Genomic DNA, 23578 nt, shown 5'->3' with positions numbered 1-23578 from the left:
TGAAGCGCGCCAAGTGCGGCGCGGAGTTACGCCGGGGACAGGAGTTACGACGGGGACAGCTAAGTAGCTGGCTAGAGCGTAGTGGGTCGATAGGTCATCATCTCCGCTCATCGTCCTGGTGCAGCGCCTGCAGTAGCTCGCGTGCATGAAGGGAAGAATTGATCGAGACGTGGCACGCTGCATCCTTAGCGGACTAGACTTGCTGACGTTGAGTTCTTCGCCTTTTGACCGACAGCAGTCGTTCGGGTCTCGCGTGACCGTTTGGAGGCTGTTCCTCTGTCGCGGTTGCAGGTCGCAGCAAAGCCCCGTGGGGACTTCCCGTCACGGGACTTTTGTTATTCACGGGCATGGAAGGCGCGAGCCTTGGCCAGCTAAGGCTAGTAGCATGGTCCGTAGGGGTAATACCCGCAGCGCGGCCTAGCAACCACCGCTCCCCCTACTACCGCTCCGCCCACTACCGCTCGCCGTGTGGTTCGACGTGCAACGCCAGCGACACTCACGGGGGTCAATGGTCGCCCCACGCGTGCTTGGGCGCTATCAACGGACAGTGAGAGGCCGTCATTTTTTGACCACCCAACTGAACCGGAAACCCCACATGCGACAACGGCGGCAACTAACAAAGCTCGTTTCAGGCCGGTTTGTCTCATAACAATCTCCTTTCCCTGTTAGGGAAACGACTGTCCCTGACTAACCCCGCGAATACTTGATCTGCGTCAACGTTCCCTCGTGCCAGAGCATGCAGACCGTGCCTTCCGTTGAGGAACCGAGCCGAAGGCGACTTCCGTTTCTGGCCCTTCGCGACCAACCTGGCCCTTCATCAATATGCCGGCTGTGAGTAGAAGACCGGACCTCATCAGGGGTCGGGCAAACCGTCGCCATTGACCCATAAGCGACATCGCGGAGTGTCGATTAACCACTTTAGCCACGCCTGCTGCGGCAGATCGAGCACCCGATTCACGGCGTACGCATCATCCGCCTGCCCGAACACCGCTTTTGTGCCGAACTGTCAACAAGTGAAGCCGGTCCACGACGCTGCCGCCCAAATCGACATTCAGGAAACGATGCAGGCGGTTACCACTTGATCGAGGGCTGGATCCGCGAATCCAGGTGTTGGGAAATGCGCACCTCGCAGTCCGACGTCGATTATCAGAGCCTGCATGAATACCCCCGGGGTCTACCGGTCGGCAACCAGTTGCACCGTTTGACGTCCACCGTTTAGCGCTCTGAGTTGGTTTATGTATTCTTCAGGCTTCAACAAATGGAATGGAGCCTTCAGGCCCATAAAACTCGCTATGCGACCGATGAAATTGGTGCAGTTGGTTGTTCCCGCGTTCCACACCGGCGAGGTCGCCTGAAGATGCTTGATGTAAGCAAATACCTTTTTGGCGTCAGCCTCATTCAAGTAGACTCGATAGCTGGCCGTTAAATATTGCTCATCAAGGTCACCGTAGCTTGCGCCCGTTTCAGAAGGCACAAACATGAGATGTCCCAACATGTACGGCAGCGTGTCACCTGCTGGATGCAGGCCCGCAACTTCGACCGCCCTTTGGCTCGTCTTGCCGTACCAGACAAATGCGTGTCCGTAGGATGCAGCAGTGCGGGCACGAAAATCAACATAGTAGGGTCCTTTAACTGAAGATACCCGGGCCGGCTTTGCATCCGACGTGGCTGGCGGGCTGCTTGGCGCAGCCGCGGCCGTTTTCGTAGCGGAGTTGATTGAAGTCTTGGGGGCAGTGTCCGGTTTCTGCTGAAGATTAGCGCGCGCCGCGAGTTGCTGTGCACTAGCGCTTCCCACGGAAGCCAGAAAAATTGCGACTCCGACAATAAATTGCAGATTGCGGTATTCCCAGATCGCTTTTGCCACGTTCGACCCCTCTTGGACCCAACACAGCCCAAGCTATAACTAGTCCGCATTATCGGAGGTGAACGCCTCCGGCCCCGACGGCCGAAGGCGCTCGAATCGGCGGGATTATCCCTTGGTGACTAACGGAGCCGGCGCCGGAGCCTTGCCGATCGGGTATTTGCCGACTGGAGTTTTGCCGATGGGATATTTACCAACCGGCGCGGTCTGGACGACGGGCTGCGGACGAGGCAGATCCGCGGCAACTGCCGCTCCCACCAAAGCCAAAGACGCAGCACCCGCAATTACGAATTTCAGCATCAAGTCTCCCCTGAGTTGCCCACTACCCCTTACCGATTCTGAACCTAGCCGGACGCTCAACCCACGCAACAAATAGACGCCCGTGCGGGCAGTCGCCCGATCTCTTTTTTGGCGAATGTTGCAGAAGGGGCACGTTTTCTTTCAGCGTATTGATGGGAAAATCCTACCGGTTCGCTCCATGTAGACGCGGTAGCTGTCGCGAAAAGTTTCCAACATCATTCGCTCTTCCTTGGCGACGCGACCAAAATACAAGATGCCAAACCCGATCAATCCCGCGAAACCGGCAACCCAGTTGGGCAGCAGCAATGCCTGGGCGATAGCCCACAGCCAAAATGCCGAATACATCGGGTGTCGAACTCTCCGGTAAACCCCTTCCGTCACGAGTTCATGGTTCTCTCGCACGTCGAGACTTATCGACCAGTTCCGCCCGAGTGCACGGTGAGTCAGGTGAAACATGCCCAAAGCCGCAATCGCAATGAGAGACCCCAGCCAAGCCAGCGAGGGATAAAAGCTCCGATCTGCGAAATGAGGTATTCCTATCGCTACGTAGACGAGCGGAACAAGTCCAAGTCCCGAAAGAGATATGAGCAGGAGCGTAGTTTCCAGGGGGCCGCGAGCGCTCCGCACAACCCTCGCACGGCGGGAACGCCGCGCGTACTTATAGCGTATGAGGTACCAGCCGATCGCCAACGCAACGAAGATGACTTTTGAAGTGGTGGGCGTCATTTGAATCAGGTTGCCGCGCCCGGATTTCCCAGCAGTTCGCTTTCCGACACCGGCGCGCTCGCAATCAGTCCTCCGTCGTCAGCGATCATCGATATGGCGCCATCCGGGGCGAGCGTCTGGGATTTGGCTGAAATAGGTCCGCATATGAGCATGAAGTAGTCGTACGATGTTCGCTTATCATTTCCACTGACGAACTGGCTGTGCAAGCGGAAGAAATTGAGACGGATGCGTCGATAGATGTCGTCGTCGAGCATTCGGCTAAATCTCACGACCCTGACGGTCGCTTCGTTATCCGTCGACAAGCCCATTTCGGCCATTGGCCGGCTTTTGTAAAAATTCAACGGGTCGACGAGGGCCTGATAGTCGCCCCAGAAGATCGCGCGAGAATTTGCCACACGTTCCACCGTCGCGCGAAAGCGTACTGCCTCCGGGTGCAGGCCAACCTTGAGGATGGATGATCCAACGCTCAAGAATGTGACGGGAGTTTTGGTCCGACCGAGCGCAGGGTCCAGCTTCAAGGCGCGATCGAGGAGATCGACCGCAAGTACGGCGCCAAGACTGTGTCCAATGACCAAAATTTCGTCTGCGGCGGAACTGCTCGCCGCAGCCACGAGCTCGGTGGCCAGCCTGTCCAGCCTTTGCTCGATTTCCGAATGGCCGAATCGAATATACTTGCGAGAAAAAATCCAGTCGTCGAACAAGTCGCCCAGGTGCAGCCAGCGCCACGGACCCGCCAAGACGGCTGCGACCCCGAAGAGGCCGCCACCAGCAGCAACGGGAGTTGATCCGGTGACTTTGAATGCAAGCACGCCAATCAAGACGGCGGTCGCCATGAGTAGTCCGAACATGACGAATGGATAGAGAAAGAAAAGTGCGTAACGCCAGTTGGTCAGCAAGTAACGCCAAAGAGTGCCGGCCAAAACGAAATCCAGAAAGGCAAGGAGGCCGAGCGGAATTCGTGAACCGATGCTCCGACGGCTAAAGCCTTCAATGACATCGTCCCATCGAACCAAATGGTAGTTGGTTTCGACCTGCCAATTGGGGCCGGTGGTCGTAACTTTCCACTTGGTCTGATCGGCGCTGTCGCACAAATCGTTAATGATCGCTTCCACAGTCCAGGTGCGCTGGAACCTTTCAATTTCGCGCAGAAAGCGTCGTTCCGCGCCGGCAGGTGGCGTGGTTGGATCATAGCCGCCAATATGGAAAACTAGGCGCTTCGCCACGGGCGCTCCGCATGTATTGTCAGCCGCAACAACTTCTGTCTGCGAACTTCTCATGTTACTCATCGCGCACGCGTCAATCGACCTTTAATAAGACCTAGCGAACGTCTGGCGCCAAGGGTTGTCAAGAGAGAGACGATCTGTCGTTTGATACGGCTCACCGCGCAGTCGCGCGTAGGACTATTGGGGCCAATTCCAGATGAAGGCGTTGCCCCGTCGCCAAGGTATTCTGCGTGAGAAAGCGCTCCACGCCGCCGGGAAACGAGATAGCCGCTGCGGTAACGCGCAGCCATCCCGCCAGAGCCACGAATTGCTCGAATCGCATGGCGAGTCTGTCGATCGGCGTGCGTTTGGGGCGAGCTGGCAAGCGAATTGTGTAGCCGTGGAGCGGTTTCAGGCCATTTGAGCATTGGGGAGGATGCTATGACCAAAGATGATTTCAGCGAGAGGTGCTCGGAGTTGGAGCATGTGTGGGAAGAGCTTGAACGGCATCGACATCCGAACGTCTATGCCTGCAAAAGCTGCTTGACCTATGCACGGCGCGATGGGGCGAATATGACGATGATCATGCGCGCCGAGCCCAGGTGCTCCAGCCCAGCAGAGTTGTACATGGAGCCGGAGAAAAAGTGGGTCTGCGAAACCCATTTCGTTGGGGTGATCATTCCCTGAAGCCCGTCCAGGCCGCTTCGTGCAATGGGCCACTTGTCGGGGTACATACGAAGGGAAACCATAACTGCCTTGCGTCTGGAGGCTCCCGTCGCGACCTCCTGCCGCTGCAGACATTCGTTCGCCGACGCCTGCTTTTGGCCGATTGTGTTGCAAAAGTCGAAAATCGAGGGTCGTGGAAAATCTCGCGAAAGTTGATCTTTGGACTTCTCTGCCCCTGCGTCGCTTTTCAACGCCACTACGAAGGCCCGTGGTCGATTTGGATAAAGCGATATGGTCCCTCACGTCGCCAAGCGTAAAACGCTTCAGCGGCTCCAAGAATTTTCGTTCGCCACCTCAAAAAGACTTTTGCAACAATATCGGCCCGTGGCTGACCTCGACCCAGAGCCCGGCGATGTCCGCTTCCGAGAGGTGAGCCGACCAAGGTAACGCTGCCTAACGAGGGCAGCCTTTGACCCATCTGAGACATGGGCGACCTATTTTTGCTGCGATGCACGACACACCCCTTTTTGACGATATGGTAGTCTGTGCTCCGGATAGAGGGCTCATGCGGCGCGGGAGTGGTGCGCCTGTGCACGCGTCTCGCTCAACCCCGGCCCTCTCCCGAATCCGCGCTGCGAAAGATTCCACCTGATCGCCGGATGCAAAATGCTCTCCATGACCAGCCCTTCTCAGGGCCTAAACTCTTAGTGTGTGGTGCCGAAGATGAACCTTGAAACGACGGTTCCGGCGGCGACGAACCCGACCATTACCGCTATCGCCTCGGATGGCGTCCGAAGCGTGGCGACCGAGTTTGATCTGCGTGCGTTAATCGCTGGCGGCAAATTTCTTCTGGTTAGACATGGTCGGAGGCAGCGAAGTCGGCCGCGCGAAGTTTCTTGGCGAACTTGGATTCGATCCTGCAGATATCGTTTGGGGGCAGCGCTTCGGACAAGTTGGAAGCTTGGTGATCAGTCCGCAACGGCTGCTCGCAGTGTCATGGCTGGCCGAGCGCTCCGGGAGAAGCTTCATAGAGGTCCACATCTTGGGTTCGAAAAAGTGCATTTTGACCCTATGGAACGGCGATCCTTCAGTGCTCGACGAAATTCACAAGCATTTCGCCGAGCGCGCAGCGAAACTGGAAGAAAGTCCTCTAGCTGCGGCGGCAATTCTGCTCCAATTCTTATTAAGCACGCTTCATAGTGCGATCAGCGAGATCGACGGCCGAATCTGGGAGCTGCGGACGCAAATTCAGCGCGAACCCCAGTCGATCGAGTTTTCAAGTCTTGCAGAAAAATTGCAGCGCCTTCAGGCCGTCTGGTTGGACGTTGATCGCTACAGCAGCGCGGTCCGTACGGGTATTATCGGCATCGAGGCACTGCAAGGTATTGACCAGCGCGCGGCGACCGAGCTGAACGATTATGCTGAGCAGGTCGAACATCTTGAACAGCGGCTTCAGGAACGTACGCACTGGGGCGCTGATATTGTAAATGGTTATGCGACCGCGATCGCCCAGCGACAGGCCGAGCAGATCAACCGCCTCACCGCTGTCTCTATAATTTTCTTGCCTATTACCTTTATAACTGGGTTTTTTGGAATGAACTTTGGATGGCTAACCGCATTGGAAGGAAGTAAGACAGCATTTATTGGGTTGGGGCTTGTGATCCCGACCCTGACCGTGGTGGGCACAGCACTATGGCTGAGGCGCCGTAGGTTGATGTGAGTTGATCTCTGCGTGCGCGTTTGGGCTCGACGTGCCGCCTTCGCTACCTCGCCATCGCCGACGAAGGTTATCGAGTAGGACGTGCTCTTACACTGCGCTGCACGAGTCCGGTTATGGCCCATCGCTGACCTCTGTCTCAATCGCCGTGTTGTCGGCTTCTTGGCCGTCAGCGGACCAAGGTCGGGTACGGCCGGACAGCCACTTGTGACCCTGGCTGTGTAAAAACGCGAGAGATCGAAACGCGGCTTCTACGCCATCAAGCGTTTTGGCGTTTTTACACAGCCAAGACCCAAAGCGGACATGAAGTCGGTATCTCCAAATATATTTTATTCCAAGCGGCGGGTCTGGACAGCTACACTATCGCATCCTAATCGCGAGGCGTGAGATGCGACGACGGGATTTTCTCGGGTTAATCGGCGGCGCTGCGGCGTGGTCGCGCTCGGCCCGCGCGCAGGAGCCAAGAACTTTTCGGCTCGGCTCTCTCAAATTGACCGAACCCAACGGGAAGTCGGTTCATATCAACGTGGCGCAAGTAACCTTCATCAGATCTGACACACACATTTCCGGTGCCAACACTGAACTCGGTTTGGCGAGTGGCAAAGCTCAGGGGGTGAAGGAGAATGTCGATGAGGTCATGCAGTTGGTCAAAGCATCGCACCGTGGCGAAATGTCTTGGATCAAATTGACTGAACTTAACGGCGAGCTGATCCACATTAACGTATCACAAGTAACCTCCGTTAGGTTCGACACACAAATTCCGGGTGCAAACGCTGAACTCGGCTTTGCGAGTGGGAAAGTTCAAGGCGTGCGAGAGAATGTCGATGATGTCATGCAGATGATCGCGGCCATTGCAGGAGAACAAGGGAAGCCGTGAAAATTACGGCCCTTGGCGACTTGCCGACCACTAACCCCAATTGCGCGACTTCCGCTTCTGACCCAACCCGAAGCTGAGGGTCGCGCTAATCGCAGCCAGTGATGCGCTTGACCGCCTTCGAGTACTTCTTATGAAGCGAGGTTTTAGCGTCATCCGAAGGGGCGTTACGATCCAGCACACGGTCTGAGGCTAGGCATGTTTCGAGGTCAAGCTGGATGTGCGAGCAAGACCCCAGGGCGTTCTTTTCGGCTTCTTCCTTCGACGCTCCAAATCCAACAAAAGTCTGTACGCGCCCCGCCTCGTTGTCACCCGGCGATACAAGAGTGATTTCCGAAATGTAATAGGACGAGCACGAGGAAGCGTTCACCTCGACAGGAGCAAGAAACATCCCAAGTACAAACAGCATTTGCGCGGTCGCCTTCATAGCTGCTCTCGGTTGTCCTGACTTCTCCGGGGTGAAGGGGTTTCTTCTTTCGTTTTCGGTGATAGTGGGCACTTCCTAGGTCGGCTTGTGATCCTAGCGGACATGGACGGCAGCGCCTTGGCTGATAAGCTAAGATCGAAGTGCATCAAGAGAACGCTCCAGTTCTGCCACCGTTGATCTACGTCAAGGTCAAACAACTTCTGGCGCTCAGGTTGGGCTCAGCCGCGCTTTGAAGGGGCTCCAGTCGCGTATGAGGAGGATCATCGATTTGCGGGTCAAGAGCCTTGGTACAAAAGCCGACCTCGTGATCTGCTAAAGGCATTCACCGCCAATCGCTTCACCGTACCAAATGCGCTCAAGGCGGCAGTATGAATGATGGCAATGGACGCGACTTGCACGGCAGGCCGTGCATTGGCGCACGTCACGTCGGCTTATGGCCGAAGCGCAAAGAGGTCGATGATTCGCATAGCCTCAGTCGCGCTACCGAAGTCGCCCATGAATTTTACGCAAGGCGATGAGGTCCCTCGGATCATTATACGAAGAACGCGCCAGCGGCCCTTAGAATTTTTGACATCTCCTGTAAAACGACTTTTGCAACACAATCGGCCCTTTTGAGACATGACGTAGGACTCTGACAATGTCCGTTGATCGGGGAAGACCGGAAGTGATTGGCGGCCGGTCAAATCGACGCGAATGACCCAAAGCGGAAGTGGCCCGCCGCGACTTTCGGTTTTCACCGACAGTCGCTCGCTGGTTTTGGGGTCTCCGTTTGATCTGGCGAGCCGGATAGAACTAAGCGCCCCATCGATGTTGGCCGGGGTTCATTGGCTTTGCCAAGGACCGGAGAACGCCGTTATGCGAAACTCCATTGCCATTGACTCGTCGCACAGCCGCGCAATCGCTAAAAAGATTGGCGAAAGACTGCGAAAGTCATTTGAAGAAGATCGAGAGCTACCTGAGAACTTCAGAGCGCAAATCGAACGACTCCGTCAATTAGAAGGGGAAGCGCAGCCCGCGAGCGCGAAAAACGTGAGGCAAGGCTGAAGAAATTAGATCTGCGATGCGTCGGGGGCGACCCCCGCGTTTCATATTCAAGTCGGCTGTCGGCCCCAAGCCGACCAACTTAGGCGTCTGCGGGTGGTCCGGTTATGAGGGCAGTCCGGACTTCACCTTCGTGACGTTTGACCGCCGCTTGTCCGCACCCGACGCTGTGGCGCGTCGTCCGAACGAGCGTGCACCGCGTGTCCCTGTCGAAGGAGCGGCTGGGCCGCTGCCAGGCCGAGACCGTCCCCGCTGCCGGTGATGAAAACGATTTGCCATACTGTCTCGTCTGGTTGCTCCGGAACGCACTCTAGAGCGCCCGAGCGTCTCTTCTGATAGGACAAGACTGGTTTTCCCACGCGCCGAGGAACGGCTCGTCGGTCGGCCAAAGGAGGATTAACAAAGGCATCGCCGACGTGGCTAACTCACGCCGAATGTGGTAATCATGGTCGCGCCGCGCCCCTCAAGAGTGCCACACAAAAACTATTCGCCGGACCGAAAAGCTCAATAAAATCAGCGTCCATCGGGGTTGTTGACTCAGTTCAATCCTGTCTGGCAGCGAGTCTTTTCGCACAGACTGATAAGCTTTCAGCTATTTCCTTATCAGTTTGCCAACTGACTCCGTCTCGCTGTTTTCCTTATCAGTCCCGGACTGACTCCATTTCGGCAATTCCCTTATTATTTCGCCAACTATCTCCGTCTCGAATGAAACCCTGTCAGTCTAAGACTCGCTCTCGCACCACGGGACGGAGTTGGTGCGCGTCGTAAGCTCGCAGAAGCGGTACCTGAGACAACGCGGCCTCTCCAGGTTCAATCAGCGGACGGCGCGCGTTGCGTGCTCTTCCAACATTGGCCGGATCGCTATCAATTCGCTCACTTGGCGTTTTACCGCTTAGTTGGCGTTGACAACTCAAGACTCAGATGTACTTTTGACACAACTCTTGATGGTACGCCCCCCTGGTTTGCTGAGGAGCTCAAGATGTCATCCTCCGACGAGCAAGACTCGCAAGAAAGGGTCAAACAGAAGCTTCTGGAGGCACTTAAGCACCGAACGGCTTGCAATTTCTCTCCTGACATCAATGCCGACACCATCGAAAAGAGCTCGGAATGGGATTCGCAGCGTACCGTCGATGCTCGCCTGCTCCGCGATATCCTCCTTGAGGGTGCCGATCTCGCCAATCAACCTCTAGAGATACTTGGCGCGCGCATTTCTGGCAGGGTCGACCTACGCGCTGCGAGCGTCACCAGACCCATTTCCTTCGTGAAATGCGTCTTCTCTCATGCCCTTGATTGCACCGATGCAAGGATGTCGTCGACTTCATTCCGGGAATGCAACGTTGTCGGGATAAATGCTCGTTATGCAGAGTTCGACGGAAGTCTTCTTATGCGCGAGTGTCAGCTCGACGGGCCGTTGGACCTTAGCAGCGCATCCGTCAGTCGCGATATTGACCTACGCCGATCAAAATTGAGCGCCAACAGCCGCATCCTCGCCGACCGCGTAAACGTCGGTGGTTCGATTTATCTACGTGATGGTTTTACAAGCAACGCACAAATTTCACTCGAAGGGGCGCAAATCGCGTCGGCCATCGACGGCATCGAGGGTATATTCCGCAACGATGATGGCCCGGCGCTTCGTCTGAACGCTGCGAAGATTGGGGGTTTTTGCACATTCGCGCGCGCCAAGTTCGAGGCAAAGATGGGGTTGGCCTGCACGGCTGAAGGCGCACAAATCGAGGGCTTCCTATCCTTCGACCGCGCGACGGTCGATGGCACGCTGCTACTGCGAAGTGCGATGATCGGCGCCAACCTCAACCTGAGCGGCTCGAGCCTTTCGAACTCGAATGGACCTGTTATCAATTTGGAACGAGTAAAGATTGGTGGCGATCTTTTAATGCTCCCAACCGACCAAACACGTAACACGGTGCAGGGCTCGATCGTCTTATGGAACGCATCGATCGGCGGCGCATTCCAAATACGTGAAGCATCGATCAACGCCGCCAATTTTCCCGCAGCCGAGCCCGCAGCGATTGTCGCTGACGGCATGCAGGTTGGGGGCTTTGTATCTTTCGAACGCACGACCATTGAAGGCGCATCGCTTCTGCGAAATGTGATTATAGGCGCTAATTTCAATTTGGGTGGTGCATCGCTATCGAACTCTAACGGGCCGGCGATTAACTTAGCGCGAGCAAAAATTGGGGGCGACTTTTTTATGACCCCCTCAGAGGGGACGCGTAACGCGATCACGGGCACAATCGTTCTGTGGAATGCGTCGATTGGTGGCGCGCTCCAGATCCGTGATGCGTCGGTCAAGGGCGCCAACTTCCCTATGCCCGGGCCAGTTGCTATCGCTGCCGACGGCCTGAGGGTAGCAGGCGCGTTGTCTTTCGAACGAGCGAGGGTGGAAGGCACGCTGATGCTGCGAAACGCCACTATCGGCGCAAATCTTAACCTAAGTGGTGCAGTGCTCACGACAGTTAATCTGCCAGCGCTCAACCTGGAACGCGCAAAAGTTGGTGGTGACTTTTTCATGATTCCATCTGAAGGAACGCGTAACGCGATCACGGGCACAATTGTCTTGTGGAATGCGTCGGTCGGTGGCGCGCTCCAGATCCGTGATGCGTCGGTCAAGGGCGCCAATTTTCCATCGGCCGCGCCAGCGGCCATTGCCGCGGACGGTGTGCAGGTCGGCGACTTCTTGCTCTTGGTACGCTCGCAGGTGACAGGACCGGTTCTGCTGAAAGATGCGCAAATTCGCCGCAGCGTGAACCTTTCCGGCAGCACAATCGACAACCCCACCGCGATTGCCCTTGACTTGGAGCGCTCGAAGATCGGCGGCGACCTATTCATCCGGCCAGATCGCTCCACCGGAGCATCGTCAGACGTGCGCTGCGCACAGGTCAACGGCGGAGTTATCATGACGGCAACAGCCGTTGCTGGCAGCGTCCACATCAATGAAGCACTACAAAGTGGAAACCAAGCCCTTTCATTCAACCGGCTGGCTGTGTCTGGCGCCTTTGTTCTTGAAAACTTCCAGTGTGGTGAAGGCAAGTTTTCACTCTCCAACGCTAAAGTGCTCGCCTTTAACGACGGGGGTACTGACTGGCCTGGCCGACCCGGAGCCTTGTCGCTGAACGGCTTTGAATACAGCCTGCTGAGCGGCAACGCCCCGACCAAGTGGCGCAAGCGCCTTGCGTGGCTGAGGTGCTCAGAGCCGAAAGCACCAACGTGGCAACGACGCCTAAGATGGCTATTCCGATTCCGCAATGCTGAGACAAAGGCCGAAGACGAGTTCAATCCGCAGCCCTTCATGACCTTGGTAGCGGTGTTGCGGCGCGCCGGCTACGACAGAGACGCAAGAATGATTGCGATCCATCGACATCGCGAGGCGCGCAAATTTTTGGGATTGGGCTCTCCCTCTTGGCTTGGCAATATTCTGATGGAAGTCGCATGCGGACACGGCTACCGGCCCTGGCTCGCGGCGTTATGGATTGCTGTTTTCGTCGGGTTTGGTGCGTGGATGTTCGATTTGACGGCCGACGACCTCATAAGGTCGAAGGATTCTACAGCATTTCAAGACAGTCAGAAAACCTATCCGCCGTTTGACAAGATACTCTATTCCGCCGACGTCCTCCTGCCGATTGTCAATTTGCAACAGAAAGATTATTGGACGCCAAACAGCAAGACGAACCCGGGAAAATTCGCCCGGTACTACCTTCCAATTCACATATTGGTCGGATGGTTTTTCACGACCTTGTTTGTTGTCGGCGTCACCGGGCTAATCCGCAGAGAATGAAGGAGAGGCCCTAGTCTGCGGTGCTCGGGATCATGGAGCCCGCGCCGCCCCAAATTAGTCGCCAATAGCGGAAAATCGCACAATCGTTCCCAGTCACTTTTTCAGCTGAAGCTTATCGGTAGCTTCTGCCGTAACCTTCGGACCGGCTGGAGGAAGTCCCGAGCCCGCGCTTATTTTTAGACAAATTACCTATCAAGAGCATCGCTCTGCGGCGGCCGCCGATCTCAAAAACGCGACTGGTCGCGCCCAGCTCATCGATTTTTTTCTCGCCGGATCGAGGCCGATTTTGCCGGGCTTCCCCGGGAGCGCGCGAAGGGTATACTACCTGAGATTTATTCATTCAATACGACCTATTCCTTCGTGTCATTTGAGTGGTTCCATGGCTGTTTGCTGTCAATCAAGAGATTGCGGACGAGCTGCGCCAGCCGACCTGCAATGGCGCCCGGTTCTCGCATTCAGTATCTCCGACATTGTCGATCTTTTTACCGACAAGTTCGATGCATTCGACTGTCCCCATTGCGGGGCGCAGTCATCAATCCATCCCAGCCTCGCCGGGGTCTTCACAGTCGAGGCCAAGCTGTTGTTGGTCGATCGAGGCTTCGACGCAGAGCCGGTCGTCCGCACCACGTTGGCGCCGCTCGTGGCTGCGACCAAGTCTCCCCTGGTCGCCGAGCAAGTCAGAACTCTTGACCAGTTCAAAGATGTGTTCGCCGCAAAGGTGAAGGCGACGGCGCGAACGTTCCCCTATGGCGACTTCACCGGCAACAAGGTCCCGCAGGATCTGGCCAATTGGCGAAGTCTCCAAGGCGAGATTTTGACGGCCTTTGTTGTCGGCGCATTGGACATTGTCCCGCATTTTGGCGTCCATGCCGCGACGCCAGACGGCGAGAAAGCAAGCGTTGAAGCGACCGTCAAGCAAATTGAAAACCTGACCCTGCGTCTTCTGACGAGTTGGTCGCTAGGCTTGCCGACAATAACGCGGCAAGTCAGCCTCGAAGAAGTGCTCATTCGCTTGATCGACAGCTGCGGCGTCATCGCGCTGCTTCGCGATCGAGCAATTGATAGGCTCGCCGCCAGTCGGCGTGTCATCGACGAGAAGGATTTAGACTTCTGGATAAGGTTTCATTATTGCGCCATTGAAGCCACTGTCTATGGCATGCTGGGGAAGGATAATCCGCATGCTGACGAATGGGCTGCTGCCTACCTTATGGTCCGTCGCACCTGTCGCGAAGGCGAGCTTGGCGAGGAAGATCGTTTCCTTTTGGGCGCGCGGCGGCTCGCCACCACGATTCCATACGAGCATGCGTGGAACGCCGTCGCCGCGTCGGCCAATTCGATCCTCAAGCTGCCAGATCCAGCGCAGAAGAAAAAGGAATTGCAATATCTCGAGGAGGCCGCCGACGATCTCGGATACCCGGGGCTCCTGGAAGCCGTGATCCATAGTGCGGGACAGCGGAGAAAGCCGACCGAGACAGCCGTGCCCGAACCCGAACCTGCCCCCGATCCTGATCCTGATCCCGTCGACAAGCGAACGCCAGAATGGTTCGCGGCACGCATTGTGACGGGCTACAAGGATGGAAGCCTGAGCAATCTAGGCGAGACATTGAGGCTGTTGCGGCCTCCTTGGTACTCGGATCCAGAGACCGTCGCGCGGTTTTTCGACCTGCTGGAACCTGCAACGAAAGCCAATCCAGAAGAACAGGCGGCGCTTCTGACCTGGTTTGGCGAGCGAATGAAGTTGCTGGGCGCGCCAAAACCCGTGCTTGCGCGAATGGGCGCAGAGCCAGCGCCATGGGAGGCTAGACTTAGCAATGTTGCGCAACGCCGGCTCTGGACGGAGCGTAGTAACGCGCTACGTCTTGCAGGCAATACCGCTGCCGCACTCAAGGTGGCTGAGGCTACTTTGAGAATTACGGAGGCGGATTCGGACGCGCCGCAGGGACACAAGGCCACGGCCTGGATGAACTATGGCATCCTGCTGCGAGAGAATGGCCAATTTGCCAAAGCGGAGCAATGTCTGCTGCAGGCCATCAGCCTCACCTCCGAGAGCCAGCGGTGGTCGCCGCTTCATTCTCTGTCATCGATCTTTGTTCAGACGGGCCGGCCGGCTGAAGCCGCTGACGTACTTGCCGAGGCGCGAAAGACCGCGGGCGGCCCTGATCTGGCGGATGTCCGCCTGTCGCTTCTGCTGACGGAGGTCGCCATACGGATGCAGCTCGGCCAGCGCGAGCGCGCCGAGACGCTGCTGGCCAAGGCCCCTTCCCCGGAAACGATGCCGGACCAAGCGCTTGTCAGCTACACCAACATTCTCAAGACGCTGGTCGATCGTCCTGACGGTTTTGAGAAATATCGGCCTGTGGCGCTTGCACTGCTACCGCGCCTGATGGGTATCATCGACAAGTTCGAGGCCGTTGGAAACCATGTTCAGGCGCAGGGCGCCAGTCACGGCGCGGCCGAGGTCGCGGAAGCTTTCGCGCTGCCGGAGGCCGAAGAGCTCTGGTATCGTGACGCCGCGATCAGTCTCAAGGCCGGCCGGCTGCCCGATCCGCGCACCGCCATCGAGCTCGCAATCTATAGGCTTCGTGAGAATCCGGAGACGTTTCGCGAGAGGATCTTGATGATCCCGGGTGCGATCGCGCAGCGAGCGACCGGCATATCGCTCAACGCCGAGTCGATGGACGTGCTCTCGCCACTGGACGGTCCGTTCGAACGTTTGGCCATGGCAGTCTACGAAAAGGAGCTTGGCCCGGGAGCCATCCAGCTCGTCGCCGAGCTTCGACGAAATGCCCATTCCAGAGCGATTGAGAGCGCGAGCGGAGACGGTCCCGGTTTCAGTTGCGGTCTGCAGATTGCAGCAACAATGCGGAGTGACGACACGCCCTTCATCGTGCTGGAATGGTGCGAGGTTCCGGACGGCTTGCTCGGCCTCGTCACTTTCGTCGCCGGTGGTGACGGACAGGCTCAATATATCAGCAAGTCGGAGGAACTCGATCTTATCGGCACGGCGGAGAAAATTGGCACGCGGCTCGAGAATTGGCGAAGCGGGCGCAAGGGTCAGCCCTATGACGCGCTTGATTGGGAGTTGATCAAACAGGGCCTTCGCATCATCGCCGCGACCTATCTGCCTGAAGGGGGCCACGTCGTCGTTATCGACGAAGCGACCCTGTCTGGCTTTCCATTCCATATCGCGCTCGCGCCGGAATGGACTGTTTCCTATTCATCAGACTGGCTGGCCATTGAGGCTGCGGTGAAGGCGAATGGCGACGCACCGTCGCGGCCGCGGCTTGGCGTTTTGCATGCGCCACGTTCAAACGAGACTGTTGCGGTTCGCGCGGCTCTGCTGGCTTCCGACATGGCGATGCGCGATATCGCAAAGCGCAAGGGACTTGACTGCGACCACGCGGAACCCGGTTCGGCAGACGCAGCTGCTTTCCGTCGCCTGCTCGATACCAGCGATGCCCTAAAAGTCCTCTGTCATGGGCAAGTTACAAAGGAGGACCATGAAGTCGTCCTGCTCATAGATCACGACGGCCGCCCGCCCCCGGGCTACAGCTTCGGTGTCATGCTCGAGACAGCTCAAGGACATCGCTTCGGGCGCAAGCAGTTGGGTGAACAGACGGTCGCCCCGCGTACGCTGTTTCTCGGCGCGTGCTCAGGCGGGTTTGTGTCGGTCGCCGGGCTGGACGAGCGTACCAGTTTTGCATCGATGTTGGCACGAGCCGGGACGAAATCGGTGCTGGCTCCGCGCTGGAAGATCGACGCCGAACTCGCGCTGCCGGTCCTGGACGATGTCATCGCCCGTTTCGTCGATGGCGAACCGCTCGCAAAGGCGGTCTTGGCTGCGGCGGAAGCCGCAATAAAGCGTGGCGTTCCGGAATGGCAAGCCCACGCATTTACGATTGAAGGAGCATGGATATGACTATTGCAGACCAGTTGAACGCCAAGGGTGCGACGCCGGAAACGATCCTACAGATCCTCAAGACGTCGGTGTTCGAGGCGTCCGACGATCGCTCGCCGGATGAAATGAAGGCGGTTTTGAAGCGAGCAGCAAGCGATCCTGAGAAGGTGGACCAGGCCCTCAAGGAGCTCGAGGCGAAGCCAGAGCTCGTGCGGGACATCGCGATGATGTGGATCTCCTTTGCGGCCAGCGACCCAGAATATAAGGATGCGGTTGAGGGCGCGATCGACGGCGCGGACCGCGAGATGCCTATGCTGGAGATCGGCGCGATCACGCTGATCGCCCTGTACGCGATTTACATGATGGGACCCGACAAGCCCATCAAGGAGAAGACGACAACCAAATGGAACAAGGATGGCTCGTTCCAAGAAACGACGGAAGCGGAATATTCGCGCTTTGATGCGCCGGTGAAAGCCCTGCTCGGCATCTTCACCAAAGGCGCTGGCAATGGTTGAAGTGCGATGTGCGTCGTTACTTTTCAGGTTTTAGCTTCGAGCTCGCTTCCCTTACGCGCGCTTCCTTAGTTTTATCCCGCGAAGCCAGGCTTGAGGCAGAAATTCGGGCCGCATCGCCGAGATTCGCCAAAGGGCTAGAAGCTGGTGCTGCTCAATAATTTTCGTGGCTGGTTCAGGTGCCAGCCACCACTCGGGTGCCAGGATCGCCCCATAGACTTTTCGGCAAACTGATAAGGTTTGTGTAATTTCCTTATCAGTCGGCTAACTGACTCCGTTTCGTATGGTTGCTTGTCGTTCAGCAAGCTGACTCCGTTTGTACGATAATAGAGGCTCGGTTGGTCAGTTGTGCGAGCAGCCTCAAGCAAGATTCGGCTTCGGAGCAGCACCGGACAATGACCGGGCAGCATTTAAGGGCGACCTCGGCAATTCTACGAGAATGGAGGGAAGACCATCAACAATTTCGCCCCGTCCGGAGACACATAGTGTCGCTCCCGGGTCAGCATAAAACCGGTTTTCTTCGGCAAACGACGGAGCCGCCTGGGACACCGCCATGAAAGGGCTACCAGCACCGGTATGCGCCAGCACGGCTTCCTCTGGCGGCCTAACCACTCTCGTTTGGGTTGACGATCCGTGGTACCTTGGCCTGCAGGGTGGCATCAGAGGATATGCTCGGCGGGGGTCAAACCAAGATGAGCTCTATCCGTTACGAGGCTTGGCTCAGTGCCTTGATTGCAGCCCCGCTTTTCGTTTGGTTCATAGGCGGGACTGCCCCAGCATTTTGTGCCGAGCCCGGGACCACACCTTTCGGCCGATCTCTTATGGCGGTCCTCGACGACGAAAACCCCCTAGTTCGCGCACAAGGATGGAGTTTTCTGGGGTGGCTGGGAACCTTGTCAAATCCCAACCCATTGCACACGGAGACCTTCAAGCGCGTCGTCCGAGAAGATGGCAAACCTCTTGCACATCGCGCGGACGGCTTGCTTTCGAGGCTTCGCGACAAGAATCTTTCGCCAGACGAAGCCCGGGCCGCGAGCTCTGAATTCGAGGCACTTCGCAATGCCGCGCTGGGGGTCCCCGAGATTGCGGCTTTACTCGTGACTTCAGCTCGGCTGGACCAGTCCGTTCCGGCGAGCGACTTGGATCAAATCAAGCAAGCTTCCGCTCGCGTCCGGCAGGCGTCCCGTCCGCCCCTGCTCAGGTCAGCATCCGCCAAAGAGACGGAAGCTTTGATTGCAACTTTAGCATCGCGATCGCCGAATGACCGAGATTCGCGTCTTGACTCAGCAAACACGGTCGCGACCGTTCAACTCACCGCCGCTCAAGCCGACGCACTTGAACCCCTTGCAAGAGACACCTCTGCAGACATCGACCTACGCCGTTTGCTTGTCCTTGCTTTGATCCGCAATAACCGCGCGTCGGCGGCACTGTCGTTTGTTGATGAGCAACTGTTGCGGCCGAACGTGACAAGTGAGGCCGGCACATATGCACTCGAAACCCTGACAGAGCTTGCCTTTGTCGATCCTATCGCGGCCCGAAAGGCCATATCTGACCGCGCGCAGCTGTTGCTGCCATTTCTCACTGACTTTGAGCACTTCACCAATGCGAGCGCGGTCTTAAGCCGTCTCTCTGGAGATGAGATTGCAAAGCAAACCTCGCACGCTCTGACAAAACGAATCGAGTTGGGCCTTGGCCTTGTCGGCTCCGCGTGTGCATACGCTGTTTCGCTTCCGCGATCGCCCGGAATTCCGGTGGGACTTGCGCTGTTCGGAGGTACGGAAAAAACTCGTCCCGATCCTGCGAATACCGCCGCCTGCGTCCTTCTGCTCGACCCGAATACGCCAGCTAGCAAGCATCTGCGCGACTTGCTGGTCGGCAGACAATCGGAGAGCCGGGACGACCGTTACGCACATTTCGTATATCTCGATGCGCTCTGGTCACGAAGTTCGGACCTCGACGCGAGTGCATTTCCAAACACCGTGGCCAACTTGCGGAAATCGCTCGTTTCATCCGCGGCCAACCTCTTGGACGCCGTACCGCTGTTCAGTTTCGCGGGCGTAGACGCAATTTCCGCCTGGGCAGCCCGGGCGGAGCCCCTCGGTTTGTCGGCCCAGTTCTCTAGACATTATTGGACGCGCTGGGCAATAACCCGCATCCCCGGCATAGCTTCAGCACTCGTCGTCTGGCTGGCCGCCCTCGTGGCTCTCGTCTTAATGTCACGTTCCGCCAATATACGCGCGTTCCTGTTGTTCCACCCGTTTGGACGACAGCTCGGTCTTTTCGGACAAGTCAACACGTTCATCTTCGCAGCGCCATATTTGCGACGGCTGTTCTTTCGGCCGTACCGCAGCACGATGCTTGGTGTGCTCGGCCAACAAGACGTCAGCGACTATGACGAAAAGGCCTATTTCGTGGGGTCTGGCGCCACCCCCATCCAAAGAGGCGGGATCGCAGCGCAGATCCGCGAACTAGATCGCCAGACGGTATCGCAGGACTCATCGCCCTCTGCCTCCGTTGTTGTGGCTCTGAGAGCCTGGAAAGGAAGGGTAGTGCTTGTTGGCCCTTCCGGGCGTGGCAAGACGATGTTCTTGCGACATCACATCCTTTGGGCCGGGGGCATTCGCGAACCGGCCATTTTTGCAACGGCGTCATCGCTGCGAGGTGATCTGCGAAAGGCCATGCTAGGCCGGTTAAGCGGCGCTATAACCGATGAGGGTTTTTTGGACTCGCTCGTCGCATCTGGCAAGCTCGACGTCTACATCGACGGGCTGAACGAGGTCGACGCTGAAGCTCGCTCGGCAATTACGGACTATGTCACCGCACGCCCCGGTGCCAATATTTTCCTCACGACGCAGCCACTTGAGCGTTATCCTGGAGACGCCGCACTCTTCTTTCTGTTGCCCTTAACGCGGACACAGGTTGTTGAGTTTCTGCTTACCCGCGGGTCGAACTTGCCTGAAGGCGCAAAGATACGCGGGGATTCGTTCGTAGCGCAAGCCAAGGCGTTCGTTGCCGAACGGCTTGCCGAAGCGGATGCTCAGGCGGCGACACCGGAAGACAGTACAGGCGTCGAGCGTGCCCGAGCACTTATCGACCGGCTCTCAAATCCGATGGACCTCCAAACCGTCGCTGAGCTGCTGGCTCTCGGCCAACGGCCGGACATATGGGGGCTGCAGAAGCAGCGCCACCGGCTGGTCGAAAAAAGGTATCAGGATCGTACGAACGGCGAACGGTTTCCGTTAAATGCGTTCTCACGTAGCGTCTACGAGGCACGCCGAGACGCAAGAACCGAGGTTGATGAAGTCCGCTTTCCACGAATCGCCGAGATACTGTTGGAAGAGAAGCAGATTCAACGATACGTCTCTAACGATTCGTCGTTCAAGTCTGACGGATACATCTTTCGCCACGACAAGATCCGCGACTTTTACACTTACAAGGCCTTCGTCGTGGACCCGACGTTGCGTGTGACGCACGCCGATGATGACAAGTTTTCCGGGGTCTATGATCTGCTGACTGTCGAGTTGCCTGCGAACGAGGCGATCGCATTGCGTGAATTTCTCCTGGAGAGCGCCCTCGATCGGAGCGATCACCGCCTCTCCGATCGATATCTAGAGGGAATGCGCGCAAGGCGCTTCTTGGAAAGCAAGGATCCAGATTGGTTGCCACAATATGACCGACCGGACGTTGCGGCCGAGAACGTCACCATCTCCCGCAACGAGACATTGCGGGCTGGACTCTTGGATGAGACGGCGCGGGCTGTCGCGCGTCTTGACGCGGGACGATCCGGCACGCGTGTATTGTCTTCAGCTCTTTCCGACGCACTACTGGAAGCGGCTGTCGCGCTACTGCAGGAAGCTGGTTTTTCGCGCGGCGAGCTGATCGCTGGGCAACGAACCTTGATATACCATTCGGATTGGAGCAGCTTCGGCTTGTTGACTATTGCTACCCCTACTTCGCTTACCTTGAGCTTGATCCATGCGACAAAGGCGAACCTGGACGCCTTGCCGATCGATAGCGAGCCGACTTTGCTGCTGATCAATGCCGAGGCGGACCTACCTCCGTCCGATCGGTCCTCGCAAGCGATAGAACTTGCCCGCTCCGAGATTACCCGACCAAACGTCGTTATCTTTACTGCGCTCGATCTGCTGACCCGGGTGCGCCAAGGCTTCCCAGACGACGGCCCACTAGCCAACACCTGGAGGCGAAAATGAACGTTCGGCCTTTCTTCGCAACAGCGATGATACTGGTGGCTACGCTGCAGACTTCATCAGTTTCCGGGCAGTCGGGCGTCAAAATATTTCGCAACAGCTATATCGAGTTTGAGATGCCCGCTGCGTGGGATTGTGAGCAGGATGGCGTTGCGTTTGCGTGTCAGGAAGCAAACCGCAAATCCGTAGATATGATGGCGCTCCTCGCGGCCAAAGTGGTGGATCCACAACGGGATACTCTCGAGGTCTATGCGTCCCAACTTGCCCAGCCGAAAGAATGGAAGGACTTGAGCGGTGGAATTACAGTGTCGAGCGAAGTTCGGTCAGGAACGAAGTGCTATGACGGCAAGCTTTGGCAGTGGGCGCATCACTACCAATCGGAACTTCACAATTATTACACGGACTATTTCGTTCGCATTCAAGGAGGCATCACAGCGCTGGTAACGATGTCCTATCATCGATCTGTCGAAACCGAAGGAAGTGCAATAGCTGCCACAATTGCGCGACGCTTGCGAATGATCGCGAGCCAGTTAGACCAAGACGCAACGGAGTGTTGATCTCCACCAGTGCGGAGATCTTGATCCTTAGAAGGACGCAACAGTAACTGATAAGCTTTGCGACCAACGCTTATCAGTGGAAGATCCGCTCCAACAACAACTAAGCACATCAGGCTAAAGCACCGGCTTTAAGAGCAGAAACCATCGAGCGGCTCGAAGTCGCCGAATGGCCCATCTGAGACCCTCCCCTGCACGCTAAGAGTGTCCGCTGGGCGCGGCCGACCGGAAGTCAAAGCCGCGGGAGGACGCAATTGACCCAAAGCGGCCCAGGGCTGACCGTTCGCGTTCGTAGCGGACCCAGTACAGCTCAATAAATCAGCAGATTCGGCCCGAAGCGTTCGGACTAAATCGAACCGTTCTTCGTGACGTGCAAGCGACGAACGTAATACCCCTGTCGCTGAACGGTTGACCTAATCTCGTCGCTTACTTTGAAAATTCTTTTTCTGCTCTTGCGCCACTTGCTTGCAGAGTAAGCCCCGGGTATCGCGGACCCTGTGCTTAGAACGAGCAAATCGCGCTTCCCATTGCGATAGACATCAAACACTTTTTGCCCCCGCTGAGATTGTCAAAGTAAATACGAAATATGTTTCAGTCATTCTGATCGATCAGCTTACAGCTCCGAACGGCTGCGCGGGTTGCAAATGGGCAACGCTCCGCGACTTTTGCTTGAGAACCTGCCAAACGGTGAACGCCGTCGAAGGTCCTTATGAGCGCGGTCCCGGGAGGCGTGCGTTTTGCGAATGTCCTAAAACGGACGATATGGTGTTCCTAGAGGGGAGCGCCATGAACGATATGGAAACTTCCATCCGAAGCACGCCATTGTAGCGCTCGTCGGCCTTGGTGCTGATCAGACTGACGACGCGATCTATCCGTTCAAGGTCGACGAAGCGGATGGCAGACCGGTCCTAGCGGAGAGCTTACGATGGCCGGACATCGAAGGCGTTCAGCCAATCGTTGCCATTTGACGCATTGCGAAGTGCCCTGCTCTTTGAACGCGGTGGTCGCGGCCGCAAAATCTGTAGCTTCTCACCGTGGCTACTCACGCGAATCTTAGGCCGCCTGCCGAAACATTGCAGAGTAAGCAATGCCTTCGCCGTTCCCGTTTTGGAGGAGTGGATATCCGCGGACCACGAGTTATGATAGCTACCGCCCATTCAACCTGGCCAGGAGCCGACTAGTTGGTAAGGTTCGCGTTTGAACTCTCCCGGTACTGTGGCTGGATTGCCAATTGCCTGCCCCCGCCGGGCGGATGGTGTCGATGGACAGCTTCGCGGCGGGGTTCAAACCAATCGGACCACCATGTCCTCTAGCTCCAACGCCAGTATCGCCAAGAGAGCGCGCACGAAGGCTGAGGCGGATTTTGCCACCTGGCTCATGATGGCCAAGCTGGGTGGTTTCGATGACCTGCCGTCCAGCGCCCAAAGGTTTCTGACAAATTATCAAACTCGGCTCGGGACAATGAGCGAGGCCGAGTCCACGGCTCTAGCCGTTCGCGAGGTCTACAGCGTTTATTACAGCGAGATGGGAGGCGTAGGCGCCGCGCCGGGACCAAAGGCTCGGACGCCTACAACAGAGGGCAAACTCGTGCGGTCCCAGAGACCGCCTGGACCTCAACCCGGTCAATCGGCTGCGCGCCATTCGACGAGGCCAATGACCCGAAAATCCCTCCCGGCACTGCTGATTTTCGCGAGCATGGTGGCACTGGTTGTCGCATTCGGATTTCTAGCACAGTAAGATCGCCCGCGGAATGTGTGCGACGTTCGCTTTTACCCCGATAGCGACCTAACTAGCGGAGA

At 57.0% G+C, this 23578-nt stretch carries 15 protein-coding genes and 1 pseudogene; 10 read left to right on the top strand and 6 right to left on the bottom strand.

Annotated elements, in window-relative coordinates:
• Positions 1 to 925 precede the first annotated feature (925 nt).
• A pseudogene (locus OWC48_RS15125) lies at positions 926 to 1102 on the top strand (lipid A biosynthesis lauroyl acyltransferase); the annotation flags it as partial.
• A 72-nt stretch (positions 1103 to 1174) separates the two neighbouring features.
• Here OWC48_RS15125 and OWC48_RS15120 read toward each other — a convergent pair.
• The 4 genes from OWC48_RS15120 to OWC48_RS15105 all read right to left on the bottom strand — a co-directional run bounded on the left by OWC48_RS15120 (position 1175) and on the right by OWC48_RS15105 (position 4110).
• The gene (locus OWC48_RS15120) at positions 1175 to 1795 is read right to left on the bottom strand and encodes a hypothetical protein (protein ID WP_404979768.1); all 621 of its coding nucleotides are present in this window, start codon (positions 1793 to 1795) and stop codon (positions 1175 to 1177) included.
• 174 nt (positions 1796 to 1969) lie between these two features.
• Positions 1970 to 2161 (bottom strand): hypothetical protein, encoded by a 192-nt coding sequence (locus OWC48_RS15115; protein WP_282520707.1) that lies wholly within the window; start codon positions 2159 to 2161, stop codon positions 1970 to 1972.
• Between the two features lie 141 nt (positions 2162 to 2302).
• Positions 2303 to 2887 (bottom strand): protein-S-isoprenylcysteine O-methyltransferase, encoded by a 585-nt coding sequence (locus tag OWC48_RS15110; protein WP_282520706.1) that lies wholly within the window; start codon positions 2885 to 2887, stop codon positions 2303 to 2305.
• A 5-nt stretch (positions 2888 to 2892) separates the two neighbouring features.
• Positions 2893 to 4110, bottom strand: a complete 1218-nt coding sequence (locus OWC48_RS15105) for a hypothetical protein (protein ID WP_282520705.1) — start codon at positions 4108 to 4110, stop codon at positions 2893 to 2895.
• Between the two features lie 420 nt (positions 4111 to 4530).
• On the opposite strand from OWC48_RS15105, the gene OWC48_RS15100 reads away from it, so the two are divergent.
• The 3 genes from OWC48_RS15100 (at position 4531) to OWC48_RS15090 (ending at position 7349) form a co-directional block, all read left to right on the top strand.
• The gene (locus OWC48_RS15100; protein WP_282520704.1) at positions 4531 to 4776 is read left to right on the top strand and encodes a hypothetical protein; all 246 of its coding nucleotides are present in this window, start codon (positions 4531 to 4533) and stop codon (positions 4774 to 4776) included.
• An 838-nt stretch (positions 4777 to 5614) separates the two neighbouring features.
• Positions 5615 to 6475, top strand: coding sequence for a CorA family divalent cation transporter (locus OWC48_RS15095; protein ID WP_282520703.1), 861 nt, complete (start codon positions 5615 to 5617; stop codon positions 6473 to 6475).
• Between the two features lie 385 nt (positions 6476 to 6860).
• A complete protein-coding gene (locus tag OWC48_RS15090) occupies positions 6861 to 7349 on the top strand; it encodes a hypothetical protein (RefSeq protein WP_282520702.1) in 489 nt (162 codons plus the stop codon).
• 85 nt (positions 7350 to 7434) lie between these two features.
• Here OWC48_RS15090 and OWC48_RS15085 read toward each other — a convergent pair whose 3' ends face one another.
• Positions 7435 to 7773, bottom strand: a complete 339-nt coding sequence (locus tag OWC48_RS15085) for a hypothetical protein (RefSeq protein ID WP_282520701.1) — start codon at positions 7771 to 7773, stop codon at positions 7435 to 7437.
• A gap of 2020 nt (positions 7774 to 9793) precedes the next feature.
• Between OWC48_RS15085 and OWC48_RS15075 the strand changes: the two genes are divergently transcribed.
• From OWC48_RS15075 to OWC48_RS15055, 5 genes are all read left to right on the top strand, one after another.
• Entirely contained in the window at positions 9794 to 12607 is a 2814-nt protein-coding gene (locus OWC48_RS15075; RefSeq protein WP_282520700.1) for a hypothetical protein, read from the top strand.
• 379 nt (positions 12608 to 12986) lie between these two features.
• A complete protein-coding gene (locus tag OWC48_RS15070; RefSeq protein ID WP_282520699.1) occupies positions 12987 to 16526 on the top strand; it encodes a CHAT domain-containing protein in 3540 nt (1179 codons plus the stop codon).
• Positions 16523 to 17020, top strand: a complete 498-nt coding sequence (locus tag OWC48_RS15065; protein ID WP_282520698.1) for a hypothetical protein — start codon at positions 16523 to 16525, stop codon at positions 17018 to 17020. The genes OWC48_RS15070 and OWC48_RS15065 overlap by 4 nt, the downstream gene beginning before the upstream one ends.
• Before the next feature lie 818 nt (positions 17021 to 17838).
• Positions 17839 to 21228: a hypothetical protein gene (locus tag OWC48_RS15060; RefSeq protein WP_282520697.1), complete on the top strand. Its 3390-nt coding sequence runs from the start codon at positions 17839 to 17841 to the stop codon at positions 21226 to 21228.
• Positions 21225 to 21782, top strand: a complete 558-nt coding sequence (locus OWC48_RS15055) for a hypothetical protein (RefSeq protein WP_282520696.1) — start codon at positions 21225 to 21227, stop codon at positions 21780 to 21782. The genes OWC48_RS15060 and OWC48_RS15055 overlap by 4 nt, the downstream gene beginning before the upstream one ends.
• 343 nt (positions 21783 to 22125) lie before the next feature.
• Here the strand turns inward: OWC48_RS15055 and OWC48_RS47050 are convergent, their stop codons facing one another.
• Positions 22126 to 22326 (bottom strand): hypothetical protein, encoded by a 201-nt coding sequence (locus tag OWC48_RS47050; RefSeq protein WP_282520695.1) that lies wholly within the window; start codon positions 22324 to 22326, stop codon positions 22126 to 22128.
• A 755-nt stretch (positions 22327 to 23081) separates the two neighbouring features.
• Here OWC48_RS47050 and OWC48_RS15045 point away from each other — a divergent pair.
• Positions 23082 to 23516: a hypothetical protein gene (locus OWC48_RS15045; protein ID WP_282520694.1), complete on the top strand. Its 435-nt coding sequence runs from the start codon at positions 23082 to 23084 to the stop codon at positions 23514 to 23516.
• Positions 23517 to 23578: the final 62 nt, after the last annotated feature.

It is taken from the genome of Bradyrhizobium sp. Arg816 (genome assembly GCF_029989365.1).
GTDB lineage: Bacteria > Pseudomonadota > Alphaproteobacteria > Rhizobiales > Xanthobacteraceae > Bradyrhizobium.
The sequence above is the reverse complement of the archived record's forward strand: the minus strand, read 5'-3'. Positions and strand labels throughout refer to the sequence as shown.